The organism is Streptomyces sp. NBC_00683 (assembly GCF_036226745.1).
In the GTDB taxonomy this organism is placed as follows: domain Bacteria; phylum Actinomycetota; class Actinomycetes; order Streptomycetales; family Streptomycetaceae; genus Streptomyces.
This window is the reverse complement of sequence record NZ_CP109013.1, coordinates 1,876,893-1,894,317: the sequence shown is the minus strand read 5'-3', so window position 1 is coordinate 1,894,317 and position 17,425 is coordinate 1,876,893. Positions and strand designations below refer to the sequence as shown.

General features: G+C 71.5%; 12 protein-coding genes. 7 read left to right on the top strand and 5 right to left on the bottom strand.

Annotated elements, in window-relative coordinates:
* Window positions 1-141: 141 nt before the first annotated feature.
* Complete coding sequence (locus tag OG257_RS08350; RefSeq protein WP_329206149.1) at window positions 142-990, bottom strand: (2Fe-2S)-binding protein; 849 nt, start codon at window positions 988-990, stop codon at window positions 142-144.
* A gap of 146 nt (window positions 991-1,136) precedes the next feature.
* Between OG257_RS08350 and OG257_RS08345 the strand changes: the two genes are divergently transcribed.
* Window positions 1,137-1,886 carry a GntR family transcriptional regulator gene (locus tag OG257_RS08345; protein ID WP_329206147.1) on the top strand — a complete coding sequence of 250 codons (750 nt, stop codon included), beginning with the start codon at window positions 1,137-1,139 and terminating at the stop codon, window positions 1,884-1,886.
* 44 nt (window positions 1,887-1,930) lie between these two features.
* Here the strand turns inward: OG257_RS08345 and OG257_RS08340 are convergent, their stop codons facing one another.
* On the bottom strand, window positions 1,931-2,713 hold the full coding sequence (locus tag OG257_RS08340) for a hypothetical protein (protein ID WP_329206145.1): 783 nt from the start codon (window positions 2,711-2,713) through the stop codon (window positions 1,931-1,933).
* Between the two features lie 163 nt (window positions 2,714-2,876).
* Complete coding sequence (locus OG257_RS08335) at window positions 2,877-4,613, bottom strand: PucR family transcriptional regulator (RefSeq protein WP_329206143.1); 1,737 nt, start codon at window positions 4,611-4,613, stop codon at window positions 2,877-2,879.
* A 273-nt stretch (window positions 4,614-4,886) separates the two neighbouring features.
* On the opposite strand from OG257_RS08335, the gene OG257_RS08330 reads away from it, so the two are divergent.
* From OG257_RS08330 to OG257_RS08305, 6 genes are all read left to right on the top strand, one after another.
* Window positions 4,887-5,777, top strand: a complete 891-nt coding sequence (locus OG257_RS08330) for an FAD binding domain-containing protein (protein ID WP_329206141.1) — start codon at window positions 4,887-4,889, stop codon at window positions 5,775-5,777.
* A gap of 2 nt (window positions 5,778-5,779) precedes the next feature.
* Entirely contained in the window at window positions 5,780-6,376 is a 597-nt protein-coding gene (locus tag OG257_RS08325; RefSeq protein WP_329206139.1) for a (2Fe-2S)-binding protein, read from the top strand.
* Between the two features lie 2 nt (window positions 6,377-6,378).
* Window positions 6,379-8,796 carry a xanthine dehydrogenase family protein molybdopterin-binding subunit gene (locus OG257_RS08320; RefSeq protein ID WP_329206137.1) on the top strand — a complete coding sequence of 806 codons (2,418 nt, stop codon included), beginning with the start codon at window positions 6,379-6,381 and terminating at the stop codon, window positions 8,794-8,796.
* 213 nt (window positions 8,797-9,009) lie between these two features.
* On the top strand, window positions 9,010-10,467 hold the full coding sequence (locus OG257_RS08315) for an NCS2 family permease (RefSeq protein WP_329206135.1): 1,458 nt from the start codon (window positions 9,010-9,012) through the stop codon (window positions 10,465-10,467).
* Between the two features lie 40 nt (window positions 10,468-10,507).
* On the top strand, window positions 10,508-11,647 hold the full coding sequence (locus OG257_RS08310) for an XdhC/CoxI family protein (RefSeq protein WP_329206133.1): 1,140 nt from the start codon (window positions 10,508-10,510) through the stop codon (window positions 11,645-11,647).
* A 106-nt stretch (window positions 11,648-11,753) separates the two neighbouring features.
* Complete coding sequence (locus tag OG257_RS08305; RefSeq protein WP_329206131.1) at window positions 11,754-15,506, top strand: S8 family serine peptidase; 3,753 nt, start codon at window positions 11,754-11,756, stop codon at window positions 15,504-15,506.
* Window positions 15,507-15,570: 64 nt separating this feature from the next.
* Here OG257_RS08305 and OG257_RS08300 read toward each other — a convergent pair whose 3' ends face one another.
* Together OG257_RS08300 and OG257_RS08295 are read right to left on the bottom strand one after the other, a co-directional pair.
* A complete protein-coding gene (locus OG257_RS08300) occupies window positions 15,571-16,425 on the bottom strand; it encodes a DUF3626 domain-containing protein (RefSeq protein ID WP_329206130.1) in 855 nt (284 codons plus the stop codon).
* A gap of 55 nt (window positions 16,426-16,480) precedes the next feature.
* Complete coding sequence (locus OG257_RS08295; RefSeq protein WP_329206127.1) at window positions 16,481-17,248, bottom strand: hypothetical protein; 768 nt, start codon at window positions 17,246-17,248, stop codon at window positions 16,481-16,483.
* Window positions 17,249-17,425 lie beyond the last annotated feature (177 nt).

The window sequence follows — 17,425 nt, the reverse complement described above, 5'->3', positions numbered from 1 at the left end:
TCAGGGGGGTTTCGGGGCAAGTGAACGCCATTGGGGTGGCAGGGCTCACCGTTGGACGGAATCTTCTCGAACATCCGCATAGGGGAAGCGAGTTGTGTTCGAATTCGGGTCGCCCGGACGGGCGGTGTGAGCCGACGCCCCTCAGGGGGCGGGTGTCAGCTTCCGGACGCGGTCGGCATCGCAGGTGCGCGGGCAGGTGACGCAGGTGTCCTCGGGCCGCAGGGTGTAGAAGAGGCAGCAGCTCGCCCGGTCGCGGGTCGGCAGCGCCTCTCCGTCGGGTCCGGTCAGCTCGCGGAAGCCCGCGGTTCCCACGTACGGCTTGGTGGTGCCGGGCAGCAGCAGCTCCAGCTCGTCCATCGCGCGGCGCTCCTCGCCGAGCAGATGGGCGATGTACCAGAGGCCCTCGACGATCTCGTCCGTCGCCATGCCCCACAGGGCGCGCTTGCCGCGCCGCATGCGGGGTCCGAAGCCGTCGAGCACGGGGCCGAGGTGCTCCGCCACGGCCTCGCGGACCTCGGCCCGCAGTGCCGCGTCGTCAGGGACGATCCGGGCGCCCGGCAGCGTCGCCGCCGGATCGTCCGGAAGGCAGGCGAACTCGCGCACCCGGACGGTCAGATGTCCGAGGGCCCGCTGGAAGGAGACGTCCCGGACGGGAATCCGCGGCACCCGGCGGTGCAGGAACCACGGAACGGTCACCAGCAGACACGCGGGCCAGGCGTAGCGGTGAAGTCCGAAGCTGGCCACCACGTCGGGGCGTGCCTGCGTGCCGTAGTCCCGGAGTACCTGCTCGTCGTCCCAGGCCAGGAAGGCGTCCAGGGCGGCGCCGCCCTCGGCGAGCTCGGCGGCGCCCACCCAGCCGGTGCCCGACGGCGCCGCCGCGTCGTCGGGGAGCACCTCGGCCCGCAGCCCGGGGAAGACCTCGGCCAGGCGTACGTACGCCGCCGTCACGGGGGACGGGGCGGGGGCGGTGAGCAGGGTGGGGACGGTCATGCAGGGACCACCGAATCACGATCGTTTGCAGGTAAGCCTTACCTTACCCGAATTGATCGATGTTTGAACTGCGGCCTCCTCCGCCTATCGTGCACAGAGGGCAGGCCACGTGCGAGCCGGCCCCACGGCAGGCCGAGGAGGTCCGGGTGGAGCAGGGCAGAGCGCGCGAAGGCGTACGCCCGCCGTACGCGTCCGCGGGGACCCCGCAGGACGTCCGGGTGCCCGAACAGGCACGCGGCGAGCACACCCACAGCGAGCCGCCCGCCCCCCGCGTGGTGCAGCGGCACTCCGTACGCGGCCAGATCCTGGACGCCCTGCGCGCCGCCCTCGTCGACGGCGAGCTGGCACCGGGGCAGGTCTACTCCGCCCCGGCGCTCGGCGCGCGGTTCGGCGTCTCCGCGACGCCGGTGCGCGAGGCGATGCAGCAGCTGGCCATCGAGGGCGCCGTCGAGGTCGTACCCAACCGGGGCTTCCGGGTCAGCGAGCGGGGCCCGCGCGAGCTGGCCGAGCTCGCCGAGGTGCGCGCCCTGATCGAGGTCCCCGTGATGCTGCGGCTGGCCCGTACCGTGCCGGCGGGCAACTGGTGCGTGCTGCGCCCGCTGGCCGACGCCACGGTCGCCGCGGCGGCCGTCGGCGACCGGGCGAGCTACGCCGAGAGCGACCGGGCCTTCCACCGTGCCGTTCTCGCGCTCTCGGGCAACCAGCAGCTCGTGACGGTCGCCGACGAGCTGCACCGCCGCTCCCAGTGGCCCCTGGTCAGCAACCCCGCCACCCGGCGGGCCGACCTTCTCGCCGACGCCTCCGAGCACACCGCGCTGCTGGACGCACTCATCGCGAGGGACCTCACGGTCGTGCAGTCACTCGTGCGCGAACACTTCACGGGCGCTGAGGGCTGACCCCGCGCCGTCCCCGGCCGGGGACGGCGCACCGGCCGCGTGCGTCAGTTTGCCTCCACGGTCTCCGGGGCCGGTGGCTCGAGCCGGGGGGCCAGCCACGTCGGTACGCCACCGAGCAGCCGGAACAGCCGCCCCGCCTCGGCGCGCAGCCGCCCCGCCTCGGGTTCCGTCTCGGCGTCCGCGAGCGAGAGGAGGGCCGGGGCGGTACCGACGAGATAGCCCAGCTCCTCCCTTATCCGCAGCGATTCCGCGAAGCCGTGCCGTGCCTCCGCGAGCTCGCCCTCGCGCAGGGCGAGCGAGGCCAGGTGGCGCCAGGTGAAAGAGAGCAGCAGCTCGTCGCCCTGGGCCGTGGCCCCGGCGTGGGCCCTGCGGTACGCGGCCCGGGCGGACTGGGGGGCGTCGGAGATGTTCTGGGCGATCAGGCCCCGGCGGAAGTCCAGCAGGGGGCGGCCCGGGGCCCCCGGGGCGAGCAGGGCCGCGGCCCTGCTCAGCGCCACGCTGGCCTCGTCGGCCCGGTCCCGTACCCCGAGCAGCGTCGAGGCGTACGCGAGGTAGCCGCGCTCGCAGGCGGCCGCCCCGCGCTCGGTGTCGTCGTGGGCGAGTGCCTCGGCCGTACGCAGCGCGTCCTCGGCCTCGGTCCAGCCCGTACCGGTGTAGAGGCACTGCTCGGTCAGCAGAGAGGTCCGCTGGAGAGCGGCTGCGGCATCCGTGGCCGCGTGGTGTTCCAGCAGTGCGGCCGCGTCCGTCCAGCAGGCGCGTGACCGCAGCCGCCATACCGCTGTCTGGAGCGGCGGATCGTCATCTGCTGTCGTTCCGGAACCAGACATGGCGGTATGCGCCACGTTGCCCTCCCCGAGCGCGCCCTTGAGCTGTTGAGTGTGGCCGCATCTCAGCACGGAATGGCACGCCGGGCCAAGGGGTGGGATCAATGTCAGGTGAAAGATTTCACAATCGACCGGACCGAGGAGGTGCCGTGGCGGCGCCCGGAAGTCAGCTCATACGCAGGGCGAGGAAGAAGTCGAGCTTGTCCTCGAGGCGCGAAAGGTCACGCCCCGTCAACTGCTCGATCCGGCCGACGCGGTAGCGCAGCGTGTTGACGTGGAGGTGCAGCCGGGCCGCGCAGCGGGTCCAGGAACCGTCGCAGTCCAGGAAGGCCTCGAGCGTCTCGATGAGCTCCGCGCGGTGCCGCCGGTCGTAGTCGCGCAGCGGGTCCAGCAGACGGGCGGTGAAGGCCCGGCGGACGTCGTCGGGGACGAAGGGCAGCAGCAGGACGTGCGAGGCGAGCTCGTGGTGGCCGGCCGCGCAGACCCGGCCCGGGCGTGCCGCCGCGACGCGGCGGGCGTGCCGGGCCTCCTCCAGTGCGCCGCGCAGTCCTTCGGCCGAATGCACGGCGGCGCTGACACCCAGTGTCAGACGGCCGTCCTCCGCGAGCCCCGCCGAGAGCGGCTCGCGGACGGTGGCGAGGAGGGCGTCGGCGTGCAGCGCGTTGTCCCGCCGCTCCGGGGCCTCCTCCGGCGCGTCCGGGCCGGAGCCGGGAGCGGGCTCCGCGGCGGGCGCGGAGACGGCGGGCAGCGGAACGAGGGCGATGGCCTCGTCACCCGTGTGGGCCACGGCGATCCGGTCCGCGGAGTCGGGTCCCGCCACGGCGGGGTCGACGAGGATCTCCTCCAGCAGCGCCTGGGCGACCTGGCCGCCCGGCAGCTCCGGGCCGGAGTCCGTGCCCTCGCCCGCCCACTCGACCCGGGCCACCACGACCTGCCAGTGCGGGGCGGTCCCGAGGCCGGGCAGCAGGACCGGGGCCGCGACCCGCAGCCTGGCCGCGATCTCGGCCGGGGGCGCGCCCGTCTGGACCAGCTCCAGCACCTCCTGGGCGAGCCTGCGGCGTACCGTACGGGCCGCGTCGCGGCGGTCCCGCTCGACCGCGATCAGCTGCGTGACGCCCTGGAGGAGATCGAGCCGCGCCGCCGGCCAGTCGCTCGCGTCGGCCTCCACGGCCAGCAGCCAGTCCGAGAGCACCGACTCCCGCGCGTCGCGGGACGGGGCCGGGACGGTACCCCGGCCGTTGTTCCGGATCGGGAACAGCGAATAGGTCGTACCACCCACCTCGGCGCGGTGCGGGCCCCGGCGGCCGGTGCGGGTGGCCGCGAGGTGCTGCGCGGCCAGTGCCGCGCACACGGGACCGGCCAGGGGTTCGCCGGCCCCGGCGATCCGGCGGCCGGTGGGGGAGAGGACCCAGGCGCGCAGGTCCAGGTCGGAGGTGAGCAGGTCGAGGACCACCTCGGGGCCGCCGCCCGCCGGGCCCGAGGTCATCAGCCGGCGGTGCCGGTCCACGACGGCGGCGAGATCACCGGCGCGCTCACCGGAGACCTGGCGCACCACGTGCTCGGTGATCGTTGCAAATGCGACAATTTCATTGACCGCGAAGAGCGGAAGCCGGTGGTGCAGGCATGCTTCGACGAGATCGTCGGGAATGGCCCCGAGCTCCGCCTCGCCCGCCGCGAGACCGGCGACGCCGGCACCCGCCAGGATCCGGACGAACGGTTCCGAGTCCGCCGCGTCCCGGCGCCAGGCCAGGCCCGTGAGGACGAGCTCCCCGCCGGAGAGATAGCGGCTCGGGTCGCGGAGATCGGTCGTCATCACGCCCCGGACCGAACGGTCCAGCTCGTCCTCGCCGCCGAGCAGCCGCAGGCCCAGCGCGTCGGTGTCCAGCAGTGCGCGCAGCCGCATCTCGATTGCCGCCGATCTTTCTCGTTGGTCCGGGGGACAACTGGGGATACCTGTGAGTTGCGGTGAGGTTCATGTTCCCCACCATTCGTTCGAATCTACAAGACAGGGATGAGGACCAGCCAATTCCTTCATGGTTTCGGTGACTGCACCGAGTGGAGCAAGGCTTGTGTACTGGGTCACACACCGCGTCAACAACACAGGAACGACCAGTCGAGGGCCGGCCGTCCCCCAGCCCCCAGCCGAACGACCCGATTGAGAAGAAGAGAGCCACTCATGGACTTCCTTCGCCCCGCCAGCTGGGAGGAGGCGCTCGCCGCCAAGGCCGAGCACCCGACGGCTGTACCCATCGCGGGTGGAACCGATGTGATGGTCGAGATCAACTTCGACCACCGGCGGCCCGAGTACCTCCTGGACCTGAACCGCATCGGTGAGCTGTCCGAGTGGCAGGTGGGCCAGGACGACGTCCGGCTCGGCGCCTCCGTGCCGTACAGCGCCATCATGGAGCACCTCAGGGCCGAGCTGCCCGGCCTCGCCCTCGCCTCGCACACCGTCGCCTCGCCGCAGATCCGCAACCGCGGCGGCGTCGGCGGCAACCTCGGCACCGCGTCACCCGCCGGTGACGCCCACCCGGCCCTGCTCGCCGCAGGCGCCGAGGTCGAGGCCGAGTCCGTACGAGGCACCCGGATGATCCCCATCGACGCCTTCTACACCGGCGTCAAGCGCAACGCCCTCGAACCGGACGAGCTGATCCGGGCCGTGCACATCAAGAAGGCCGACGGCCCTCAGCAGTACTCCAAGGTCGGCACCCGCAACGCGATGGTCATCGCGGTCTGCGCGTTCGGCCTCGCCCTCCACCCGCAGACCCGCACCGTCCGGACCGGCATCGGCTCCGCCGCACCCACGCCCGTGAGGGCCAGGGAGGCCGAGGAGTTCCTGAACGCCGCGCTGGAAGAGGGCGGGTTCTGGGAGAACGGCAAGATCATCACCCCGTCCGTCGCCAAGCAGTTCGCGCAGCTGGCCTCCGGCGCCTGTAACCCCATCGACGACGTACGGGGCACCGCGGCCTACCGCAGGCACGCCGTCGGCATCATGGCCCGCCGCACGCTGGGCTGGACCTGGGAGCAGTACCGCGGCACGGGCCGCACCCTCGAAGGAGCTGCTTAACCATGCGAGTGAATTTCACGGTCAACGGCCGCAAGCAGGAAGCCGACGACGTCTGGGAGGGCGAGTCCCTCCTGTACGTCCTGCGTGAGCGCATGGGCCTTCCGGGTTCGAAGAACGCCTGTGAGCAGGGCGAATGCGGGTCCTGTACGGTCCGCCTGGACGGTGTGCCCGTCTGTTCCTGTCTGGTCGCGGCCGGACAGGTCGAGGGCCGCGAGGTCGTCACCGTCGAGGGCCTCGCGGACTATGCGAAGCACCGCGAGGACGCCCACCCGGGCAACGGCTGCGCCTCCGGCGCCTGCGGCACGACGCTCGACGCCGCCCAGCGCTGGCAGGCCAAGCCCGCCGACGGACAGAGCGGCGAGGCGACCGAGCTCTCGCCGATCCAGCAGGCGTTCATCGACGCCGGTGCCGTGCAGTGCGGTTTCTGCACCCCCGGTCTCCTGGTCGCCGCCGACGAACTGCTGGAGACCCACCCCTCGCCGTCCGACCAGGACATCCGCGAGGCGCTCTCCGGCAACCTCTGCCGCTGTACGGGTTACGAGAAGATCCTCGACGCGGTCCGCCTCGCGGCCGCCCGTCAGGAAGAGACGGTGCGATAGCCATGGCTCTGCATCCACGGGCCGCCTCCGTGCCGGCCGGTACCCCCACCAAGATCACCCAGGGCTCGCAGACCAGGGGCGGCATCGGCGAGTCCACGCTGCGCCCCGACGGCACCCTGAAGGTCACCGGCGAGTTCGCCTACTCCTCGGACATGTGGCACGAGGACATGCTGTGGGGCCACACGCTCCGCTCGACCGTCGCCCACGCCGAGATCAGGTCGATCGACATCGGGGAGGCCGTCGCGACGCCCGGCGTCTACGCCGTGCTGACCTACGACGACCTGCCCGCCGCGATGAAGAACTACGGCCTGGAGATCCAGGACACCCCGGTCCTCGCCCACGGCAAGGTCAGGCACCACGGTGAGCCGGTGGCGCTCGTCGCCGCCGACCACCCGGAGACCGCGCGCCGCGCCGCCGCCAAGATCAAGATCGACTACGTCGAACTGCCGGTCATCACGGACGAGGCGTCCGCGACCGCACCTGACGCGATCCTGGTCCACGAAGGCCGCGACGACCACCACATCGGTCATGTCCCGCACCCGAACATCGTCCACCGCCAGCCGATCGTCCGCGGTGACGCCGACGCCGCCGCGAAGCGCGCCGATGTGATCGTCCGGGGCGAGTACACCTTCGGCATGCAGGACCAGGCGTTCCTCGGCCCGGAGTCCGGCCTCGCCGTGCCTTCCGAGGACGGCGGCGTCGAGCTGTACGTGGCCACCCAGTGGCTGCACTCCGACCTCAAGCAGATCGCCCCGGTCCTGGGCCTGCCCGAGGACAAGGTCCGGATGACGCTCTCCGGTGTCGGCGGCGCCTTCGGCGGCCGCGAGGACCTCTCGATGCAGATCCACGCCTGCCTGCTCGCGCTGCGCACCGGCAAGCCGGTCAAGATCGTCTACAACCGCTTCGAGTCCTTCTTCGGACACGTCCACCGGCACCCGGCGAAGCTCCACTACGAGCACGGCGCCACCAAGGACGGCAAGCTCACCCACATGAAGTGCCGGATCGTGCTGGACGGCGGGGCCTACGCCTCCGCCTCCCCGGCGGTCGTCGGCAACGCCTCCTCGCTCTCGGTCGGCCCTTATGTCATCGAGGACGTCGACATCGAGGCACTCGCGCTCTACTCCAACAACCCGCCCTGCGGCGCCATGCGCGGCTTCGGCGCCGTCCAGGCGTGCTTCGCGTACGAGGCGCAGATGGACAAGCTCGCGGCGAAGCTCGACATGGACCCGGTCGAATTCCGCCAGCTCAACGCCATGGAACAGGGCACCCTCCTGCCGACCGGACAGCCCTGCGACTCGCCGGCCCCGGTCGCCGAGCTGCTGCGCCGGGTCAAGTCCCGGCCGATGCCGCCCGAGCAGCAGTGGCTGGCGGTGGACGCCGAAGGCAGCAGCGTCGACGTGCGCGCCCTGCCCGGCGGGCTCTCCAACACCACCCACGGCGAAGGCGTCGTCCGCGGGGTCGGCTACGCCGTCGGCCTCAAGAACGTCGGCTTCTCCGAGGGCTTCGACGACTACTCCACCGCCCGGGTGCGCATGGAGGTCATCAACGGCGAGCCGGTCGCGACCGTGCACACCGCGATGGCCGAGGTCGGACAGGGCGGCGTCACCGTCCACGCCCAGATCGCCCGTACCGAACTCGGCGTCAACCAGGTCACCATCCAGCCCGCCGACACCCGTGTCGGCTCGGCGGGTTCGACCTCCGCCTCCCGCCAGACGTACGTCACCGGCGGCGCCGTGAAGAACTCCTGCGAAGCCGTCCGGGAGAAGGTGCTGGAGCTCGGTCGCCGCAAGTTCGGCACGTACCACCCGGCCTGGGCCACCGCCGAACTCCTCCTGGAGGGCGGCAAGGTCGTCACCGACGGCGGCGAGGTACTGGCCGACGTGGTCGACGTACTGGAGGACGAGGCGATCGACATCGAGCTGGAGTGGCGCCACCGGCCCACCGAGCCGTTCGATCTGCGGACCGGCCAGGGCAACGGCCACGTCCAGTACTCCTTCGCGGCCCACCGCGCGGTCGTCGAGGTCGACACCGAGCTCGGCCTGGTCAAGGTCATCGAACTGGCCTGCGCCCAGGACGTCGGCAAGGCGCTCAACCCGCTGTCGGTCATCGGCCAGATCCAGGGAGGCACCCTCCAGGGCATGGGCATCGCCGTCATGGAGGAGATCGTCGTCGACCCGAAGACCGCGAAGGTACGCAACCCGTCCTTCACGGACTACCTGCTGCCCACGATCCTCGACACCCCGACCATCCCGGTCGATGTGCTCGAACTCGCCGACGACCACGCCCCGTACGGGCTCCGCGGTGTCGGCGAGGCCCCGACCCTGTCGTCCACCCCGGCCGTCCTCGCGGCGATCCGGAACGCGACGGGTCTGGAGCTGAACAGGACACCGGTACGACCCGAGCACCTCACCGGGACCTGACGGCCACCCAGAACCCTCCGGGCGGTGCGCGCCTGCCGTGAACGTCACACTTCCCCGCGCCGCGCACCGTCCGGAGTCCACGCACAACCGCTCCACCTGCAAGAAGAGTTCGTCCTGGGCCGTCCCCCGGGTCGTGCCGCCGAGCAGCATCCCAAATCCCGCAGTCACGAAGCTCCACGCGGGTGCCCCTGTGAACCTTGGGAGTCAGGCAACATGACCCAGCAGACAGTGCAAGCCAAGACAAGTGCGGAGGACGCGGGCCCCGGCTCGCGCGTCCCCGCCGGACGGTCCTGGCTCGACCGCTACTTCCACATATCCGAACGGGGATCGACCGTCGCGCGCGAAGTGCGCGGCGGCGTCACGACCTTCATGGCCATGGCGTACATCCTCCTGCTCAACCCGCTCATCCTCGGCGGCAAGGACGTCGACGGCCAGCTGCTCAGCCAGCCGGGACTCATCACCGCCACCGCGTTCGCGGCGGCTGCCACCACCCTGCTGATGGGCTTCATCGGCAAGGTGCCCCTCGCGCTCGCCGCCGGTCTCAGCGTCTCCGGCGTGCTCGCCTCGCAGGTCGCCCCGGCCATGTCCTGGCCGCAGGCCATGGGTATGTGCGTGGTCTACGGGCTGGTGATCTGCCTGTTGGTCGTCACCGGCCTCCGCGAGATGATCATGAATGCCATCCCGCTCGCGCTGAAGCACGGCATCACCATGGGCATCGGCCTCTTCATCGCCCTCATCGGGCTCTACAAGGCCGGCTTCGTCCACAAGGGCACCGCGACCCCGCTCTCCCTCGGCCCCGCCGGTGAACTGGCCGGCTGGCCCGTCCTCATCTTCGCCGTGACCCTGCTGCTGATCTTCATGCTCCAGGCGCGCAACATCCCCGGCGCGATCCTGATCGGGATCGTCGTCGGCACCATGGTAGCGGTCGTCGTCAACGCCGTCGGCGACATCGACGCCAAGTCCTGGAGCAGCGGCCCGCCCGAGCTGGCCGGCAGCGCGGTCTCCTCACCGGACTTCTCGCTCTTCGGGGACGTCGAGTTCGGCGGCTGGGGCGACGTCGGGGTGATGACCGTCGGCATGATCGTCTTCACCCTGGTGCTGGCCGGCTTCTTCGACGCCATGGCCACCATCATCGGAGTCGGTACGGAGGCGAAGCTCGCCGACGACAAGGGCCGGATGCCGGGCCTGTCCAAGGCGCTGTTCATCGACGGAGCGGGCGGAGCGATCGGCGGCGTCGCCGGGGGCTCCGGCCAGACCGTGTTCGTCGAGTCGGCGACCGGGGTCGGGGAGGGCGCCCGCACCGGGCTGGCCTCCGTCGTCACCGGGCTCTTCTTCGCCGCCTGCCTCTTCTTCACCCCGCTCACGGCCATCGTGCCGGCCGAGGTGGCCTCGGCCGCCCTGGTCGTCATCGGCGCCATGATGATGCAGAACGCCCGGCACGTGGACTGGAGCGACCGCTCCGTCGCCATCCCGGTCTTCCTCACCGTGGTCCTGATGCCGTTCACGTACACCATCACCACAGGTGTCGCGGCGGGCGTCATCTCGTACGCCGCCATCAAGCTCGCCCAGGGCAGGGCCCGTGAGGTCGGTGCCTTCATGTGGGTCCTGACGCTCATCTTCGTCGTCTACTTCGCCCTGAATCCGATCGAGAGCTGGCTGGGCGTCCACTGACGCCACCGCCCTCCGCACCCCTGTCAGAAGGAGACACGCCATGCTGGACATCGCCGAGGAACTGCACCGGTGGGTCGGGCAGGGACGCGCGTTCGCCGTGGCCACCGTGGTGGCCGTCGGCGGCAGCGCGCCCCGGCAGCCGGGCGCCGCGCTCGCGGTCGACAGCGAGGGCACGGCCATCGGATCGGTCTCCGGCGGATGTGTGGAGGGCGCGGTGTACGAACTGTGCCGACAGGCGCTCGAGGACGGCACCACCGTGCGCGAGCGCTTCGGCTACAGCGACGACGACGCCTTCGCGGTCGGCCTGACCTGCGGCGGCGTCATCGACATCCTGGTCACCCCGGTGCGCGCGGAGGATCCCGCGCGCCCGGTGTTCGCCGCCGCGTTCGCCGCTGCCGCCGGGGGTTCGGCGGCGGCGGTCGCCCGGATCACCGACGGGCCCGCGGAGATGCTCGGCCGCCCGCTGCTCGTCCACCCCGACGGCAGGTACGAGGGCGCGCTCGGGGGACACCCCGAGCTCGACCGCACGGCCGCCGCCGAGGCCCGGGCGATGCTGGACGCGGGCCGCACCGGCGAGGTCACCATCGGCGCCGACGGCTCGCGCTGCGGCCGGCCGCTCGCCCTGCTCGTCGAATCGAGCGTCCCGCCGCCCCGGATGATCGTCTTCGGGGCCATCGACTTCGCCGCCGCCCTCGTCCGAGCCGGCCGCTTCCTCGGCTATCACGTCACCGTCTGCGACGCCCGGCCCGTCTTCGCGACCGCGGCACGCTTCCCGGAGGCCGACGAGATCGTCGTCGACTGGCCGCACCGCTACCTCGCGGACACCGAGGTGGACGCGCGCACGGTGCTCTGCGTACTCACGCACGACGCCAAGTTCGATGTACCGCTGCTGGAACTGGCGTTGCGGCTGCCGGTCGCCTATGTCGGCGCGATGGGTTCGCGCCGCACCCATCTGGAGCGCAACGAGCGACTGCGCGAAGCGGGCGTGACCGAGCGCCAACTGGCCGCCCTGCACTCGCCGATCGGCCTGGACCTCGGGGCCCGTACGCCCGAGGAGACGGCCCTGTCGATCGCGGCCGAGATCGTCGCCGACCGGCGCGGCGGCAGCGGTGTGCCGCTCGCCGGCGCCCACACCCCCATCCACCACGAGGACGGACCACCGCTCGCCTCCGTGGCCTGAACCCGGCCGCCCGGCCGCGGTCATCGGCGGGGCGGATTACCGCCACGGCAGGTTCACGCCAGGTGTGAACGCGCCATCGGTGTGTCCCGGCCGGTAGATCTTCTGCATGACATTCCTCCCCTCCTCCGTTTCCGGCCGGGCGAGACCCGCTCGCGCGGGACGCAGGGCACTGCTCATAGCGACCTCGGTCGCCCTCGTGAGTGGCGTCATGCTTCCCGCGGCGGGCTCCGCCACCGCCGCTCCGCAGCCGTCATCCACCGGCGGCCGCTCCGAGGCCCCGGCCCGGAGCTACGACATCACCCTCGTCACCGGTGATGTCGTCCACTACACGGACGGCGCCGGCAAGCAGGACACCGTGACCGTGGACCGCCCCGACGGAGTCTCGGGCGGCGTGCACATGCAGCAGGCGGGCGACGACATCTACGTCCTGCCCGACGAGGCGACCGCCCTGATCGCGGCGGGGAAGCTGGACCGCCGGCTCTTCAACGTCTCCGCCCTCGTCGAGATGGGGTACGACGACAAGCGCTCCGGCGGCATCCCGCTGATCGCCACCTACCCGGCGGGCTCGGCACGTTCGCTGCCCGCGGCACCGCGCGGCAGCAGGACGGTCCGCACCCTCGAATCGATCCACGGTGCGGCGCTGAAGGCGGACAAGGACGACGCCCGCGCCTTCTGGAGCGACATCGCCCGCACGGAGAAGAGCCGTTCGCTCGACAACGGCATCGCCAAGCTGTGGCTCGACGGCCGGGTCGAGGCGTCGCTCAAGGACTCGGTGCCGCAGGTCAACGCCCCGCAGGCATGGGCCGCAGGCTTCGACGGCAAGGGCACCACGGTCGCCGTCCTGGACACCGGCATCGACGCGACGCACCCGGACGTGAAGGACCGCATCCTGCAGTCCAGGAGCTTCGTACCCGGCGAGGAGGTCGTCGACAAGCACGGCCACGGCACGCACGTCGCGTCCACCATCGCGGGCTCGGGCGCCGCGTCGGACGGCGCCAACAAGGGCGTCGCCCCGGGAGCCGACCTGATCGTCGGCAAGGTCCTCAGCAACGAGGGATCCGGCGCGGACTCCGGCATCATCGAAGCCATGGAGTGGGCGAAGGCCGAAGGCGCCGACGTCGTCTCCATGAGCCTCGGATCCAGCATCCCCGACGACGGCACCGACCCGATGGCGCAGGCAGTCGACGCGCTCTCGGCCGACGGCGGCCCGCTGTTCGTGATCGCCGCCGGCAACGCGTACGGCGCGGGCACGATCGGCGCTCCCGGCTCCGCGGCGAAGGCACTCACCATCGCCGCCGTCGACAAGCAGGACAACCGCGCGGACTTCTCCTCCATGGGCCCGCTGGTGAGGTCGCACGGGCTGAAGCCCGACCTGTCCGCCCCCGGCGTCGACATCAACGCGGCCGCCTCGCAGGCGATCCCCGGTATGACCGAGATGTACCAGCAGATGTCCGGTACGTCGATGGCGACCCCGCACGTCGCCGGCGCCGCCGCCATCCTGAAGCAGCGGCACCCCGACTGGTCGGGCCAGCGCATCAAGGACGCGCTGATGACCTCCTCGAAGCAGCTGCCCGACTACACGCCGTACGAGCAGGGCACCGGCCGCCTCGATGTGAAGGCGGCGATCGACACGACGATCGAGGCCACCGGCTCCGTCGAGGTCGCCTCCTACGACTGGCCGCACGCCACGACCGACCCGGTCGCCGAGCGGAAGATCACCTACCGCAACTCCGGTGCGCAGGACGTCACTCTGGACCTGGCGACCGGCACGGACTCGGCCGCCTACAAGCTCTCCGCGTCCACGGTCACCGTCCCGGCCGGTTCCACCGCCGACGTGGTCCTCTCGATCGACCCGGCCCAGGTCCCGAACAACACCCAGTTCTCCGGCCAGGTGGTCGCCAAGGACGCGGCCGGCACAGTCGTCGCGCACACCGGCTTCGCGGTGAACAAGGAGCAGGAGCTCTACGACCTGACGCTCGAGCTCCGCGACCGCGCGGGCAAGCCGATGGACGGCTACGTCGTCCTCGGTGAGCTCGGCAGCCCGGACCTCGGCGTCGTCGCGGTCTCCGGCGAGACCACGCTGCGCCTGCCGCCCGGCAACTACTCCACCTGGGCCTCGGTCGACGTCGAGGGCGACCGCGCCGACTCGAAGGCCGTCGCCTTCCTGGCGGACCCCGAGACGGTCCTGGACAAGCCCACCACCGTCACCCTGGACGCCTCCAAGGCTCGCAAGGTCAGCGTGCGCACGCCCAGGGAGACCGAGACGCGGCAGCTGCGCTACGACATGGCACGCACCGCGCCCAACGGGGTCGTCCTGCGTGACGCGTTCCAGATCCCGCTGATGTACGACCAGTTGTGGGCGAGCCCCACCGAGAAGGTCACGCAGGGCAGCTTCAGCTTCCTGACCCGCTGGCGTCAGGGCGAGAAGATGATCGACCTGTCGGCCGACGGCCGTGATGTGCCGGTCACCGTGCAGTCCGGCTCGCTGCTCGCCGAGAACAGCGAGCAGAAGCTGACCGGCTTCTTCGCCGGCAACGGTGCCGCGGCCGACTACGAGGGCCACAACGTCAAGGGGAAGGCCGTCGTGGTCACCCGCAGCGATGCGGTCAGCCCCGCCGACCGGCTGGCGAACGCGCTCGCCGCGGGCGCCAAGGCGCTGTTCGTCGTCAACGACGGCAGCGGCGTCCTGATGGAGAGCTACGTCCCGTACGGCACCGAGACCACGATCCCGGTGGCCACCGTGCAGCGGATCGCGGGCGGGACGCTGATCAAGGCCGCTGAGCGCGGCCGGAAGCTCGACATCGACCAGCGCAAGTACACGAGCTTCGTGTACGACCTGGTCGACCGCCACAACGGCACCATCCCCGACCGCTCACTGGCCTTCGCGCCGTCGACCGGTCAGCTGGCGAAGGTGGAGAACACCTTCTACGGCCACAAGGCGATGCTCGGCGGCGGCTACCGCTACGACATCCCGGACTACGGACCGGGGCTCGGCTTCGCGGAGTACGAGAAGTTCCCGGGCGTCCGCACCGAGTGGGTCACCCCGCTGCCGGGCGACTCCTTCTGGTACGAGAACCACTCGGTTCTGAACGCGCAGGCGACGGATTTCGCCGCCGAGATGCGCAGCGGCGACCTGGACTACACGGCCGGCCGCAGCTACGAGGCCGAGTGGTTCGCGCCGATCACCCGTCCGCGGCTCGGCACCGGCTACTGGGGTCCGTTCCGGACGACGTACAACGACATGCAGTTCAACATCCCGATGTGGAGCGACTCCGGTGCGGGCCACTCCGGTTCGATGCCCGAGGACGAGTACGACACCACGTCGTACGCCTTCTACCAGGGTGACACGCTGCTCAGGAAGGGCGCGGGCCGCGCCGGATACGCGGGCGACCTCTCGTCGGAGAAGCTCCCGTACCGGCTGGTCCTCGACTCGGTCCGGGACGGCGACGTGTGGAAGACCTCGACCCGGACCCACAGCGAGTGGAGCTTCGTCTCGGGCGCCCTGGACGAGAACACGTACCAGGCCGACATCCCGATGCTCCAGCTGGACTTCGACGTCGACACCGACCTGGCCGGTGACGTCAAGGGCGGCCGGTGGACCGAGGTGGGGCTCGCCTCCGGCACGCAGGAGTGGATGGACGGCGCGGTGAAGGCCGACAAGGCCTCGCTGTCGGTCAGCTACGACGACGGCAAGACCTGGGCGGCCGCGCAGCTGCACAAGGACTCGGCGGGCAGGTGGACAGCACGGTTCAGGACCCCGGCGAAGTCGGGCGGCTTCGTGTCGCTGAAGGCGCACACCGAGGGACCCGGCGGCCTCGCCGTCGACCAGGAGATCATCCGGGCCTTCGGCCTGAAGTGATCTGCTGAGGGACCCGTCCGAGGTGGCTCCGCACCCTGCTCAGGGGGCGGAGCCACCTCTGTTCTCACTCTCTCCCGCCGGTGGCGGTCCGCCCGAACCGGGCCAGACAGTGCCAGACCTTCTTGAGGTCCTGCCCGTCGTGGCGGCCGGAGCGGGCCGCGTCCCCGATCAGCCGCGGGTCGAGCCGGCCGTCCACCGCGAGCGCGGCGCCGAGATCGACGTACTCCTGTCCTCGGTAGCCCGGCCGGCGCCGCAACTCCTCGACGCTGATCCGGAACCCGTCGTGCCACTCGACAGGACAGGGAAGTCTCCGTGCGGCGGAGTCCACCGGCGTACCGCGGTAGGACGGGTCGAGAACCAGCGCCTCCACATGGCGGTCGAGGCGGACGGGCCCGTGGACCTGGGCCTCGATGTAGTCGTCGAGCGCGTCCTTGCGGTCGGCCTCGGCCAGTTCGATGAGCCGCATACGCGCCGCCACCCCGAAGTCCGCAGGCTCCAGGAAGCTGTCGGGATAGCAGAACGTGGTGCGGTCGAGCGCCTCGGAGGTCAGCCTGAGGTGCGCGGAACCGAACCGGGGCGCCGCACCGACGGTCGAGCGTCGGAAGTTCAACGCGCCGTAGACGGGGCGCTCATGGGCGTGCGCGTCGTCGTAGGCACCCCCGAAGATCCGGCTCTCCCAGCGCCACCGGTCACCGCCGGGGTGCGCCGTGAGCCCTCCGTTGCTCGTGCCGGTGACGAACTGGGACACGTACACGCCGTCATCGGCCAGCAGATCCAGAACCGTACGGCCGTCGGGGCCGGCCCTGTCCGGGTGGAAGTTCAGCGTCACAGCCAGTGCCGGATCCAGCGGCGATCCTGTCGACAGGGAGGCCACATGGTGCAGGGCGCGCTCCGGTGCCCGCGGGGTGTCGGTACTCACCGCCCCAGTCTGCCCGGTCGCGCCGCCGCCCTTCCGGCCGGTCCGGGCAGGACCATCAGCGCAGCGGGTGTGCGCCCGCATCGCCGTCGGCTGCCCGGAGCAGCCGCAGGAACGCCTTCAGGCCGCTGATGATCTCCTGGTTGTCCGTCAGGCGGTTCACGGTGGCTTCGAACTCCCGGGCCAGCGCCGCGATCTTCCGGTCGGCCTCGTCCGCCCGCTCGTACACCGAGGCGCCCAGCGCGTCCACGGTGCCGCGCAGTGCGGCGAGGGCGCGGTACTGCTCCTCCGCCTTCTCCTCCAGGACCCTGGTCCCGCTCTGCACCCGCTCGACCTGCTTGCGCAGTTCCAGGACGTCGTCACGCGGGAAGGTGACGTCCTCGACGAGGGTGCCCAGCCGTCTCCGCAACTGCCCGAAGTAGGCGCCCGCCGGCCTGAAGACGGTGCTCAGCAGGAAGAACCCGGCGAACCAGTATCCCGTGACCGCTCCCGTCGCCACCGTGACCGCGACGACCAGGGCAGCCGTCAGGACGTGACCCCCCACTGCGACCCGCAGCATCATCCGGGCGATCCGCGCCGCTTCCGCATCGCGTGCCTCCGGCACGTCCAGGCCCTTGCCGCGGCTGACCCCGATCTCGGCGAGGACCGCCCGGGCACGGAAGTACAGGTTCCATGGCACCGTCAGCAGGAGGAGCAGCCACAGCAGGCTCAGCACACCGGCCGCCGCTCCCAGCAGCAGCGACAGTGACATGCCCGACGTGTAGGCCAGTGCCAGTGCTCCGGCCAGTGCGGCTGTCGCCAGCACCGCCCCCGCGAACCGTCCCATGCCGTCCCCCCGACCGAGCCGCGCGTCCGTCCGCCCGCTCTCCCGTCATCGTCCCGGGGGAGCCGGGTCCGGGCATGAGTACCGGTACTCAAGGGGACCCGGTACTCAAAGGGACGGGCGGGCCCGTGCGCACCGCGCACGGGCCCGCCCGCAAAGCTTTGGTGACGGGGAACCGGG